A 12796-nucleotide genomic window follows, 5' to 3' on the forward strand; every position below is an offset into this window, starting at 1 on the left:
GTCAGCCCAGCACCTTTGCCACGGCCGCCGGTACGTCGGAGAGCGCGTGGACGAGCACGGTGGGGTGGTGGTCGGCAAGGGAGGATCCGGTGTAGCCCCAGGCCGCTCCAATGGACGGGACCCCGGCCGCCGTCGCGGCGGCGATGTCAGTGGGGCTGTCGCCGACGAAGCACGCGCGTGCCGGGTGCACTTCGAGGTGTTCGAGGGCAAGGGCGATGCCCGCGCCGGAGGGCTTGGGTTCGGCGTCCCCCCAGCCGACCACCACGTGGAAGAGGGAGGACAGCTCTTCCGGGACGAGCCAGGCCAGTCGTGTACGGGGCTGCATGGTGACCACGCCGATGGCCGAGCCCCGGGCACGGAGGGTCCGCAGGACGTTGACGGCTCCGCGGAAGAGGACGGTGTCCCGGGTGGCGACCGCCAGTGCCGTCTCCCAAACGGCTCCGAAGGCGGTCTCCTTGTCGAGGACGCCGAGGTGCGCCAGGGATTCGTAATGCGGGAGGCGATCCAGATCGGGCCCCAGCAGGGACTCGTCGACGCGCCTCCCCAGTGCCGCCGTGGCGGTTCCCAGGATCGCGCGGCGCATGGCTTCCCGGCTGTCCAGGAGGACACCGTCCAGGTCGAAGAGAACAGCGTTGTTGAAAGTGTTCGCCGATGATTGCGTTGATTCGGTCATGAGAGGACACCCGGGGAGTTCTGGTCAGCGGTGGTGAGGAACGGTTCTTCCTTGCCCCCTTGGAGCTGGGGGCGCGTGACGAGGGCCATGAGGAGGAGAGCGGTCAGGGACAGCGCGACGTTGACCGTCAGCGCCTGGGAGAAGGCCGATGGCGTGGCGGCGTGCCCTTGGGGCGACCGGAAGACCAGACCGGCGCCGGCCGTGCCCAGCGATGCCCCCACCTGTGCGGTGGTCTCCACCACACCCGAGGCGGCTCCGGCGTGAACGCGCGGTACGTCGGACAGCAGGGCTCCCAACAAGGGGCTCACTCCCAGCCCTTGCCCCAGACCGATGACGGTCAGTGCGGCCGGCAGGAACCAGGGAACTCCGGTGCGGGACCCCGGGCCGTCGGTCACGGCGAAGAGGAACAGGGCCAGCACGCCGACGAGGTTGAGCCCGTATCCGCAGGTCAGGACATGGAGGCCGAGCCGGTGCTGGATGCGCGGGGCGCTGAGCGAGGCGACGATGAAGGCCAGGGTCAAGGGTGCGAAGGTGAGCCCGCTCTCCAGGGGGGTGCGGCCGAGGTCCTGCTGAAGATGCAGGGTGAGGACGAAGAAGAGCCCGGCGTTGCTCGCGAAGAAGGCGAGGGCCAGTCCGTTGCCGGTAGCGAAGACGCGTCGCCTGAACAACCCCGGGTCCATCAGCGGCATGCCTCCGCGGAGGGCGACGCGCCGTTCCCAGAGCACGAACGCGAGCATCGCGGGCAATGCCAGAGCGAGTAGGGCGTACGACCACCACGGCCATCCCCAGCCCGGTCCGCCCACCAGAGGTACGGACAGCAGGAGCAACGCGCTCGTGAGACAGATGAGACCTCGGAGGTCGAGGAGCGGCCGCTCGGTTCCCCGGTACCGCGGCAGGCTCATGGCGCCGGCCAGTGCCGCCAGCCCCAGGGGGACGTTGATGAGGAAGACGGGGCGCCAGGACATCCCGAAGAGGTCGAGGCCGACCAGCAGACCGCCCAGCACTTGCCCGCAGACCGAGGCCAGACCGACCGCGGCACCGAACATCGAGAACGCCCTCGTCCTGGCCTGCCCGTCGAATGTCGTCTGGAGGAAGGAGAGGATCTGAGGGTAGAAGAGGGCCGAGCCGATGCCCTGGACCAGGCGGAAAGCGATGAGGCCCTCGGCGGTAGGAGCCAGCCCGCATCCCAGGGAGGCGAGGGTGAACGTCGCCACGCCGAGGACGAAGAGGCGCCGGTATCCGAAAAGGTCACCCAGCCGCCCTCCTGTGATCAGCAGGGCGCCGTACACCAGGGCGTACCCGCTGACGGCGAATTCGGCCTCGGCCGCGGAAGCGTGGAGATCGCTGCGGATCGAAGGCAGAGCGACATTGATGATGAACTGGTCCATGACGGCCAGGAATGTGGCGAGCATGGTCACGGTGAGAGTGGAGCGCTGCGACGGGCTCATCGGGAAGCCGGGTTCTCCGATCGGTCAGGAAAGCCCTGGACACGGGAGCGCAGCCGCTCGTCCGGGATGTCCTCGACCGGGAACCACCGCACGTCCGTCACTTCCTCGTACTGAGGCGACAGCTCCGGGGAGCACGTACGGAAGACGTACCGGAAGTCGAAGTGGGTGTGTTCGGGCTCGGCCTTCGCCCGGTTCTCCGGAATGTCGTGCACGTCGATGTCGACCGGTACGGCATCGACGGCGGTCACCGACTCGGTGGCGATCCCGGTCTCCTCGCACAGTTCCCGCAGGGCGGCACCGGCCAGGGAGCGGTCACCCGCCTCCAGGTGGCCACCGGGGAACAGCCATGTGTTCAGGGACCGGTGGTGGATCCGGAGAACTCGGCCCTGCCCGTCCATCAGGACCGCCCCGGCGGTGACGTGCCCTCGGAACTCCTCGCGCGACGTGGGAGAGGCGTCGGGCAGGTCGAGAACCTCCCGCACGATTCGAAGGCGTTGTCCGTCTTCCGGATACCGGTCCAGGTAGGCACTCAGAGCGGTCCGGATCTCTTGAGGGCCGATGCTCATGACATCCGCCTGTTGAAGTGGTCCAGCCAGGTCGAGGCGATGGCGGCGCGGTCCTGTGCCGATATCTCGTGCAGGCCGGGAGCGAGGTCCCCTCGGGACAGCCTGCTCAGGCCGGCCAGGATCTCGGCCTGCACGAGGAAGATGAAGGGGCCGACGGATGCTCCGTGCAGGAAGTTCACGGCGTTGCCGCCGTTGCACAAGTAGAAGGAACGGCTGGACGACGAGTACCGGGTGATGTGGTCACCCGCGGGCGTGAGGGCGTACGTCTCCGGGAGCCGCTCGATCTCCAGCTCGTCCTCGGCGCTGGTCACGGTGGCGACGTAGGCACCGTCCTTCAGCATCGCGAAGTCGTCGTGCCGGAGCGCCTTGGCCCCGGTGGCGCACACCGCTATGTCGGCCGGCTCCAGAGCGTCCTCCAGGCGAGCGGCCACCGAGAAGCCTTGGGACAGAGCCTGCGTGCCGCGCACGGGGTCGATGTCGTGGACGGTGACCTGGACGCCCTTGGCGTGGAGCAGGCGGGCGATGCTGGAGCCGAGCTTCCCGAACCCGATGACCGATGCCTTGCGGCCCACCAGAATCCCTCCCCGGGCACGCAGGAGCGCCTCGGTGGAGAAGACCACCGACTGTCCTACGAGGAAGTCCTCGGGGTCCTTGAGCGGTGAACGCGCCACGGAGATGACGGGGCAGGGGAGCTTGTCCGGTCCGGCGTAACGGCGATGTCCGTTCTCGGTGTCCTCGACCACGCCGAGGACCCGGCCGGAGAACCGGTCACAGATCTCGGAGAGCGAAGGCGCGAAGTAGCCGCCTATGTCGAGGAGGACGACCGGCAGCCCGGCGGCCCGCGATTCGAGGTAGGCGACGACCGCGGCCGGATCGCTGAAGGTCTCCCGGGACAACGGGTCGCATATGGCCGTCCTTTCGACGGCCTCCAGCGCGGTAGGACATATGGACTTCGGCTTGGGCAGAACTGCCCGCAGATCCGACAGGCCGGCCACTGCGTCCACGAAGACGGGGCGTTCCGGCAGCAGGTGCGTGATGAGCAGGCTCGCCGTGGGCCGCTCTGCCGGGAACTGTGTCACGACGTCGTCGAAATAAGCACTCAGACGTCGGGTGTCAAGGTCGTTCACTGAGTTATATGTTTCTTTTTCTTCGTGCGGGCGCCAAGGCGATCCCTCGGCACCGGAAACCTGTGGCCTTGGTCCGGACTTTTCGAAATCCGACATCGGACGATGCCGGGAATCTCCAGCAGTGCCGGCGGCCGGTCGCTTCCGTGAGGATTTCGGGGCGGCTCGCCGGACAGCGTGGGTGCCAGAAGACCACGAGCAGGGGTGTGCTTCAAGATCCGGAGGGGTGCCCAGGGGGTGCCCAGCGCCATGGGCTGTGCGGGCTCTTGGGGATGGATCGCACAGAAATGAGCCGTATATCGGGCATTCCTCAGTGCTGGGCGAGGAGCAGGGGCGCGGGTCGGCACTTGGGCTTGCAGTTCCTCTTCAGCCGACTTCTCTTGGCTCGGCTGACGGGCGCGCTTAAATGGGTGTTTTGACCTCTGGTGCCACCTGGAGAATTCATTTACTATTCCACCGCTCGCTGACCCCTCGGTCCCGTCAGGCGCTGGACCTTTTCGATCAAGGCATCTTCATGGCACAGCATCCCTTGGCGTTCCTCCGTACGTCAGCAGGCATGTCGCACCCCGCCTATGCGCGACTGATCGCCGAGACACATGCCGAGCTGGGCTTCGGGAACATGGCCGCCCGCCGCGAGAAGGTCTCCCGCTGGGAGTCCGGCCGGACGGTCCCGGAGCTCGGCACGCAGCTGGCCATGGCTCATGTGCACCGGGTGTCCGAGAAGGACGTACGGCGCCTCGGCTGGCCCCACTGGCTGCACCTGGCCACCGACGACGACGCCCTGCTGGAACAGCCGTGGACCCCGCAAGGAGCCATCAGCGCCACCCGGAGAACGGCGCAGCCCGGCCGGGAAGGGACCCGCTCGTACCTGGCGGTCACCGGCCCCGTGCTCGAAGCTCAGATCAAGAAGGCGCTCGCCGCCCTGGCGAGCCCCCAGCAGCCGCCGGCCCAGGACGGCCACTTCGTCAACCCGGACAGGCTGGCCGGGATCGAAGCGCGCACCCGGGCGCTCGAAGTGCAGGGAGCGGGGTCGTCGGCCACGCCGATGACCTTGCACCACGCCGCCCGGGCCGGTCACCGGCTTGTCGGCAGACTGCTGGCCACCGGTGGCTACGACCGCCCGACCGGAACCCGGCTGCTGCTCCTCGCCACGCGTACCGCGGCCCTGTGCGGATACTTCAACAGCTGTCTGGGCGACGAAGCCGGGGCGGAGCGCTACGACCTCACCGCGATCCGCTCCGCGGCCGCCGCGGGATCACGACGGCACGCGGCGGCCTGCATGTCCCGCCTCGCGATCCTGCATCTCATAGCGGGCGACGCCCGGGACGCCCTGTCCCTGGTCAACGCCGCGCAGTCCCTCACCCCCCGGCCTTCCCCGCGCTTCGACGCCTTCCTTCTCGCCAGAGAAGCCCTCGCCCTGGCCCGCCTCGGCGAGGCGAGGCGCAGCACGCAGGCGCTGGACCGGGCCACCGCGCTGGTCACCGGCGCACCCGACGAGGGACCGCCGACCGACGGCTTCGGCTTCGGCATCGGCATCGACGAGGGCCACCTGAACTTCGGCTACGGATACGCCTGGCATTACCTGGGCGACCAAAAGAAGGCACTGGCCCACTTCGCGCCCTTCCTCGCCCCGTCGACCGCACAGGTGCCCCCGCGCACCGCACGACGGCTCCTCTACGTGGTGGACGCACACCTGTCCCTCGGTGATCTCGACGCCGCCGTCGACAGTGCCTACCGTGCCGTCGACCTGATCGGCAGCCTGCCCCCCGGCCTCGCGGACCAGTACCGGCGGCGATTCGTCCCGTACCTCGCCGAGGCCCCCGTGAGCGACCTGCTCCCTCACCTCGCAGATCACCCCGCGTCCTGATCATCGCTGGTCAGACGCCGCCGCAGGCGATAGTGAGTGCCTCACGATAAGGCAGTCCTGGCATGGGCTGTCCATCGTGTCAGGCGCTCAATCAGCGTCTGACTCGGCTCGTCGAACGCCACGCCCAGCAACTGTTCATACCGGTGGACATCGGCCCGGACAGCGCCGTCACTCTGCTGATCACTTCCGATGCCTTAAGCGATATGCCGCCCGAGAGGTCTTCAACCTGATCAGGACGGTATCCATCGGCCCCCAACCATAGGGGCGTCCGTGGAACCCCCGCCGGCCGGCGGCTTCCGGCGGGGGTTCGCCGCACCGTGGGCTACGACGGTGCGCGGCGTTCGGTGTGAGCACCGCTGTACGCCGGCTCTCCGCTGTCGAGCGCGCGGAGCAGGGAGGCGGTGATGACAGGTGTCGTAGGGCTGGTTACCGGATCTCCTCGACGTGGTACTCGACCTCGGCCGCGGCTTCGCCGTGTGTGAGCTCGTCGGTGCCGGCCACCCGTGCGGTGTGTGTTCCGGGGGTGGCGTCGAGGTTCACGACGGTGTCGAAGAGCTGCTCGTCACTGTCCAGGGGGGAGGGGTCGAAGTCCTTGAGACGCAGAGTCAGCCGGAACTGGTCGTCCGGCCTGGTCACGGACTCTGCGCTCACACCGGGCAGGGTGTACGGGGCCTTCTGGTCGTCCAGCGGATGGTCGTCGTCCCGGGCCCAGACGAGGGTGCCGTTGACCGCGACGGTTCCGTAGACCTCATCGCCGCTTTTCTCCTCCGCCCCCTTGACGGTCACCTTCCGCACAGTGAGCCGGTACTTCCCGGCGGCTGCCTCGGCGCTCAGTTCGTACGGATCGTTGGCATATCCGAGTACCGGGTAGTGGTCGCTGTAGTCCCGGAACTTCAGGGAGCCGTCCACCTCCACGGGCTTCTTCATCTTCACCTTGATGGTCTTGTTGGCCCAGCTTTTCGGTATGGGATGGCCCTTGCGGAAGAGGACGTAGTCCAGGACTTCCGACCGGTGTCCGTTGTAGCGGTGCCGGGCGATGTCGTTGCCCACGGTGTCAAGGGTGTTGCCACCTGAATGCGGTGCGTCCTGGAGGCCCAGGGTGCTGAGCATGTCGCGGTACTCGTCGTCCGATCTGTGGACGTTCATGTCGCCGGCGATGATCACCGGCTCGTTTCTCGGAATGGCATCGTTCCGCTCTTTCTCCGAGATAAACCGGTCGAGTTCGTCGAACTGCTTCTGCCGGATGTCTGCCTTGTCGGCTTCGGCTTGCGGGTGAGTGCCGAAGATGTGGTGGGCAGAGCCGTTCTTCTCCACCTTCGCGTAGGCGAACCCCTTGGCCGCATGTTTGTCGGCGCCGGTTGCGTCGCGGTAGACGAATTCCTCGCGGCGGGAGATCTTGTGCTTGCTCACGATGGCCACGCCACCGTTCTCAAAGTGTGTGGCTTGGTGGCCGTACCGGCCGTCCCATGCGCTGTCCGGATCAGGGGAGTCCACCGCGGCGGAGCCCACCACCTTGGTCTGATGGGTGAAGCCCTTGGCGTGCAGCCGGGCCAGGAGGTCCTCGGAAGGGGCGATGCTGAACAGTTCTTCCAGCACGATGACGTCCGCGTTCTTTACTGCTGCGGAGTCTGCTATCGAGGCGGCTCTCGCGGCCACAGCCGTCTTGCCCGCTTCCAGCGACATAAGGTCACTGAGGAGCATGACGTTCCAGTTGAGTACCTTGAGCTGCGCCGGGTTGCTCGGGGCAGGGGTGGGCTTTGGGGCGTCAGCTGTGGCGGGGGTGGCGAGGAGAGGCACGGCGGCCGCAGTCGTCAGGATCCCGAGGGTGATGCGCTTACGTGTTGTACCGAAGGGCCGATGGAAGGCCATGATGCTGTCCTTTGCGTCGGTGCCGGAGTGGTGCCACGGTCCTGGGCGTCAGAAGACATCTCGGGCGCCCAGGACCACGGTCGGTGGTGTCCGGGTTTCTCAGCGGGGCTGCAGTGAGGAAGCCTTGCCGCGCAGTCCGTCGAGGTTGCTGTGGCTGGTCATGTTGACGGCCTCGTGAGAGCCGATGGGGTGCCTGCCCCCGCCGTACTCGGTGTCCTCGTACCAGGAGTAGGGGCGCCCGGACCGGTTGATCCAGGACTGCATCGCGTCGTTGAAGCCGTGGTCGGCGAGCCGGGAGACGGAGACGCCCGAGCGCACGGCGATTCCGCCGCCGTCGCGCCACTTGCCCCGGTACACGCACAGGTAGTCCTTGGGGCAGTCCTTCTCCGAGTCGACGGGGATCACATCGCTGTTCCGGGACAGCGGCTCGACGGTGTAATCGATGCGGACGACGCCACCATCTGTGCCCTGGAAGGTGTCCGAGAAGTCTCCGGGGCCCGAGGAGAGCGGATCCCAGCCGGCGATGCCCGCGGCCACGACATTGGTGGCGGTGTGGTCGTCTTCCTGGATCTTCACCTTGATGTCCACGGCGCCGGTCGACTGCAGGAAGAATCCCTTACGCTCGCCTCCGGTGCCCAGGCTGTGCCACTGTTCGCTGGGGATCTCTGATATCTGGCCGGAAGCATTTTCCCTGTCCCAGATGCTTTTCGAGTTCCCGTTCCGGTCCCTGAGCGTGATGTGGCCGAAGACTTCCGCTTCGTTGCCCGCGTCGTTCACATGGATCCGGGCGTCCTTGACAGTGAGCTTGAAGGGGCCCTTGTGCGGCTTACGCTCGGCATGCTGGCCCTCCTGCAGGCGTTTCGCGACGAACTCCGCGACGTCGCTGTCGTCCAGCAGAGCACTGTGCCCGAGGTCCTTGTGTTTCGCGATGTTGTTGGAGTTGTGGTTGTCCGCGCCGTCGAGGGCAACGCTGTCGCGCGGGAAGACCAGCCCGTCAGCTGGGGAGCCGATGGTGGTGTAGCGGACGTTCCCCGGCGTTGGATCCCCGGAATTCAGCGCCTTCAGGAAGTCGCTTCCTACTGTCATCTCAGGGAGCCCGCCCGAGATCGTGTCACATGCGGCTGCAAGGCCTCCGGCTCCGTAAGCCAGGGCTTCGTCCGGGGGAACGTTGCACAGGGCAGCCAGTGTCGTGCCCTTGTTGGGGCCACCGATGGAAACCCAGTTCGCGACCTTCTCGGCCCCCTTCCAGCCATGGCCCTCCGGGTCCTTGAGGTACCAGCGGCTGACCAGACTCCCCATGGAGTGGGCGACGATGTCGACCTTGGTCCGGGGGAACTTCTCGCTGATGTATTCGTGGAGCTTCCGGGCGTTCTCCTTGTTGGAGAGCTTCCAGTCGTAGCCCCAGGTGTGGAGCTCGCTGCCGGAGTATCCGGGCCTGTCCGCCTGGGAGTTCCGGAAGTTGTCGACCATGGATCCCCAGGTGAGCGCATCACCCTTGAGGCCGTGGACGAAGATGACCGGCCGGTACCCGGTGCTCGCCGCAGGGGCGGCGGACGGTGTGGGGCGGGGATCGGGAGCGGCATGGGCGGGTGCGGCGATCAGGGGGGCGGCAGCCGCTGTCGCCATGAAAAGGAGCGTGGCCCAGCCGTGTCTCCCGCGGCTGCGGTCGCTCCTGGGACGCGTCGGCTTCCCCATCATCCGCCGGGTTGCAAAGGACATCGAGAAGTGCCTTTCAGGAAAGGTCTGCAGAATCGGCCGGGGCGAGATCGCAGCACAGGGATGGGCAATGGGGCGGCATGCTGCCGCTGTTCGCTCAGGACCTGCCGTTCCACGTGTTCGGCCGCCTGGGAGCCGATCTGGAAGGAACGGACCATGCGCCGGTGCCCCGGATGCAGGGAAGGTAAAGGAATCCTTTTCTTCTGATCAAGGGATCGCTTGAGGGCGTGAGCTGTGTCTGCGGTGGTGAGACTGTCGTCCTTGCGATGCCTACCTGCGGCGATGCGGGAATTGCAGGCCAGTGGATCTTCTTCCGTCGACTGCGTTCAGATGCGTTGGCCATGCTTGTGCCGTGCAAAATGCACAGGTCTGCCGGTGAACGCGGGAACGGCAGGACCTGGGCGGCAGCCTGGGACGGCTTCCCAGGCGTCAAGGTTCAGGAGGCGCCGTGGCGGAGAGCAGGGGCAATGGGCCATGCGGTGACCTATTGCCGCCGTAGTGTTGCCCGCGGGCGCGCCGGCACGGCCCGTCAGGGGAGGGCCCGTTCAATGGCCGGCATCCACGGGTGCGGGGCCTTGCCCCTCGCGTCACTTCCGTAATTCCGTCGCTTGCGCGGACGCGGAAGACCTTCTGCGGGGCGCACCATGCTCACGCCCTTTCCCGTCCCGTTGAAAAGCCGAGTTGTCCATGCCCCGTGTCCTTGTCGCTGATGGCTTGCTCCTGTTGCGTCAAGCCCTTGTTGTCGCGTTGGGCGCCGAAGCGGACATCGAAGTCGTCGCCGAGGCCGCATCCGCCGACGAGGCCGCGCGCGCTGCGCTCCGGGCCCGGCCCGACGTCGCCGTGGTCGATGCGGCGCTGCTCGGCCGCCACGCGGCCACCACCCTCGCCCGGCTGCGCCGGGCCCTGCCTCAGTGCCGACTGCTTCTGCTCGCCGGTGTCAACCGTCCGGCTGTGGCGCGGGCCGCACTGCGGAGCGGGGTCGGCGGCCTCCTCGGCAGGGACGTCCCCCTCGCCGTCCTGATCGACGGCGTCCGACGGGTCGCTGCCGGGGGCCGGCTCCTGGACCCGGATGTCATGGCCGGGGCACTGCTTGCCGAGAGCAGCCCGCTGACCCGCCGGGAGAGTGAGGTTCTCGACCTCGCCGCCCAGGGGCACGCTCCCGGCGGCATCGCGGCCGCGCTCCACCTGGCGCCCGGAACCGTGCGCAACCACCTTGCCGCGATCACCGGAAAACTCAAGGCCCGCAGCCGGGCCGACGCCATCCGAATTGCCCGTGCCAACGGCTGGCTCTGACATCGCGGCCGATATGCGGGAAGGCGCTGGCAGCTTTGTGTATTTAAGCGGCGCCGCATTCGGCGATATGGCGCCTCGTCAGCCTTTCAGTGCTGAGAATGCCCTCCCCGTCGGCAACCACCGTGCCGGGTAAAGATCACTGCTGTTGGTGACGAGATGGCGCTTTCCTTGGCTCCGTGGGGTGCGCCCTGCGGTCACACCCGGTTCGAGATCCGCTTCCGGTGAACCCTCAGGAGGGTGGCCCTGAGGTGGAGACCGTTTCTGAAATTTTTGCTCTCTCTTGGTAATAGGTCGCTGGGTGACCTATTGAGTTCCTAGCGTGGTTCGGGTCGTGGGAAACGACCCCGATGGGTCACGTCCAATTTGAGAGAAGGCTGCACATCGTCATGGAGTTTCGCACCCCCGCCCCCGCTGGGGGGAATAATTTTTTCCGCACGCGGTGGCGCCGCCCTGTCATGCTCTTTGCGGCGGCTGCGGCTCTGCTGTCCAGCTCCGAACTGGAGGCATTCGCTGCGAGCGACAAGATGGATAAGGGTGGCAGGGGCGTCAAGGTCGGCGCTGCCAAAAAGATATCTCCGCCTAAGACGGTGTACAGAGTCGACATCCGGCCGCCGGAGGAAATATTCCGCGAGGGATTCAAAGTGCCCGGTGCCGGTACTAACAATAATCTGCTGGATCATGTATCCGGGAGAAGTACTCGGCAGGCTTCGGGACCACTGGGCGGAACTACGAACTTCGTATCCACGTCCGTCAGTGAGAGGTATGCGGCCAAACAGGGAACCTTCGGTCTTCTGGCGCAGAACCAAAAGGTCTGGGTTTACGCTATCCAGCCTGACCGTAACTTCTACGATGTCCAGGCCAGTCTGGACCCGGCGACCAACCGAATTCCGGAACAGCTCAGAACTCATGTCGAGGGCCCGCGTGCACAGTACGCCTATCAGCAGGAGTGGGCATCGCAAGGTTCCATCCGCCCGGAGTTGGTGCATTCCGCGAATCCGGTCCGGTTGGTCAACAAGGACGCAGTGCCCATCGTGAACGAGACCGTGTTCAACGACGCTTTTCGACCAGGCAAGGGTGCACAGGCGTCTGACACTCCATATGAGATCACCCGCTTGACGGAGGGGGAGGGACTCCTTTCCTGCGCGCAGGGCGGCTCGGGACGGGCCAAACGGTCCGCAGACCCCTGCGAGACGGCAGACGGCGGTGATACCGCGGAGGAAGGCAAGCAGCCGGGTGAGGGCCGGCAGGCGACGGAGTCGGACAGCACCGAGGGGCGGAACCCGCAGGGTGAGGAAGGTCCTGCGGAGGCGGGGAAGCCCGTTGCTGATGAGGAGTGGGTGGCCCGTGTCCAGCGTGAGCGCCTGGCCCGGCACGGCTCGGACGTCGAATACGTCACGTCTGTCGCGGAGCTGGAGAAGAACCCGAAGGCTGTGCTGTCACCGCTGCGTGAGACGAACACGACCCTGAACAAGGCACGGGACAAGCCTCTGACCGCGGCGGAGTACGAGGCATTCGCCTCGAAGGCCGCCGAGGCGATGAGCAAGGACCTGAAGGGGGTGCAGGCGGCAAGCACGGACTCGACAGTGCTCGCCAAGGTGGGGGCCAAGCTCGCCCGCGGCGGGAGCATCGCTGTGAAAGTCGGCAGGCCCGTCCTGAAGAGAAGATTGCTCCGCAGCTCAGCAGCAAGCTCAAGGCCGCAGCCACAACCGAGCAGGCAACGCTCGGCAAGTGGGTCCAGACCGCTGCTCAGGCTATGAGCAAGGTGGCGGACAAGGCGCGTGCCGCTGCCGGCTCCGAGGAGGAGAAGAACCGTATCAGCGCATGCCACGATCGACTCATCCACGAGCTGTCCGATACCCGCCGCCAGCACTCGAGGGAGCGCGTCAAGGCGTACCAGGCCCAGGGGCTGCAGATCGCCCAGCACACTTTCGACGCGACCGCGAAGCCCTCCAAGGACGGCAAGAGCGCCCTCGACGCCTTCAACGAGCACTTCATGAACGCGGTGGCAAAGCCGTACCTGGAGGATCTGAGCCGCAAGCTCACCCTCGATGACGCGAACCTGGAAGGGCTTGCTGGCGCGCCGTCGCTGGACTTGGGCGACCGGGACGGGGAGTACAAGGCGCTTGAGGCCAAACTGAAGGAGGTTCGCGAGAACCTTTCCGGCAATGCCCCCAAGGGACTGCCCTCCGAGAAGGAGATCAAGGAGCACCTGATGAAGCACGGACTGCGGTTCTGACAAG

Annotated in this window: 10 protein-coding genes; 4 read left to right on the forward strand and 6 right to left on the reverse strand. The window is 66.6% G+C overall.

The features are described from left to right. Position 1 precedes the first annotated feature (1 nt). From AF335_RS18685 to AF335_RS18700, 4 genes are all read right to left on the reverse strand, one after another. On the reverse strand, positions 2 to 673 hold the full coding sequence (locus tag AF335_RS18685) for an HAD family hydrolase (RefSeq protein WP_102919527.1): 672 nt from the start codon (positions 671 to 673) through the stop codon (positions 2 to 4). Continuing rightward, positions 670 to 2121, reverse strand: coding sequence for an MFS transporter (locus tag AF335_RS18690; RefSeq protein WP_102919528.1), 1452 nt, complete (start codon positions 2119 to 2121; stop codon positions 670 to 672). The genes AF335_RS18685 and AF335_RS18690 overlap by 4 nt, the downstream gene beginning before the upstream one ends. Beyond that, positions 2118 to 2603 carry an NUDIX hydrolase gene (locus AF335_RS18695; protein ID WP_244927087.1) on the reverse strand — a complete coding sequence of 162 codons (486 nt, stop codon included), beginning with the start codon at positions 2601 to 2603 and terminating at the stop codon, positions 2118 to 2120. Before AF335_RS18695 ends, AF335_RS18690 begins: the two co-directional genes overlap by 4 nt. Before the next feature lie 80 nt (positions 2604 to 2683). After that, positions 2684 to 3814, reverse strand: coding sequence for an adenosylhomocysteinase (locus AF335_RS18700; RefSeq protein ID WP_376697846.1), 1131 nt, complete (start codon positions 3812 to 3814; stop codon positions 2684 to 2686). A gap of 511 nt (positions 3815 to 4325) precedes the next feature. Here AF335_RS18700 and AF335_RS18705 point away from each other — a divergent pair. Beyond that, on the forward strand, positions 4326 to 5678 hold the full coding sequence (locus tag AF335_RS18705) for an NsdA family TPR-like regulatory protein (RefSeq protein ID WP_146045561.1): 1353 nt from the start codon (positions 4326 to 4328) through the stop codon (positions 5676 to 5678). A gap of 426 nt (positions 5679 to 6104) precedes the next feature. Here the strand turns inward: AF335_RS18705 and AF335_RS18715 are convergent, their stop codons facing one another. Both AF335_RS18715 and AF335_RS18720 read right to left on the reverse strand, forming a co-directional pair. Then, a complete protein-coding gene (locus AF335_RS18715) occupies positions 6105 to 7547 on the reverse strand; it encodes a sphingomyelin phosphodiesterase (protein ID WP_102919532.1) in 1443 nt (480 codons plus the stop codon). A 99-nt stretch (positions 7548 to 7646) separates the two neighbouring features. Then, positions 7647 to 9173: an alpha/beta fold hydrolase gene (locus AF335_RS18720; protein WP_170127744.1), complete on the reverse strand. Its 1527-nt coding sequence runs from the start codon at positions 9171 to 9173 to the stop codon at positions 7647 to 7649. A 777-nt stretch (positions 9174 to 9950) separates the two neighbouring features. Between AF335_RS18720 and AF335_RS18725 the strand changes: the two genes are divergently transcribed. The 3 genes from AF335_RS18725 (at position 9951) to AF335_RS18735 (ending at position 12792) form a co-directional block, all read left to right on the forward strand. Next, the gene (locus AF335_RS18725; protein WP_102919534.1) at positions 9951 to 10556 is read left to right on the forward strand and encodes a response regulator transcription factor; all 606 of its coding nucleotides are present in this window, start codon (positions 9951 to 9953) and stop codon (positions 10554 to 10556) included. 455 nt (positions 10557 to 11011) lie between these two features. Continuing rightward, a complete protein-coding gene (locus tag AF335_RS18730; RefSeq protein WP_170127745.1) occupies positions 11012 to 12313 on the forward strand; it encodes a scabin-related ADP-ribosyltransferase in 1302 nt (433 codons plus the stop codon). Continuing rightward, positions 12310 to 12792, forward strand: a complete 483-nt coding sequence (locus tag AF335_RS18735; protein WP_102919536.1) for a hypothetical protein — start codon at positions 12310 to 12312, stop codon at positions 12790 to 12792. Before AF335_RS18730 ends, AF335_RS18735 begins: the two co-directional genes overlap by 4 nt. The last annotated feature ends 4 nt before the right edge of the window (positions 12793 to 12796 follow it).

The organism is Streptomyces eurocidicus, from assembly GCF_002891295.1.
In the GTDB taxonomy this organism is placed as follows: domain Bacteria; phylum Actinomycetota; class Actinomycetes; order Streptomycetales; family Streptomycetaceae; genus Streptomyces; species Streptomyces eurocidicus.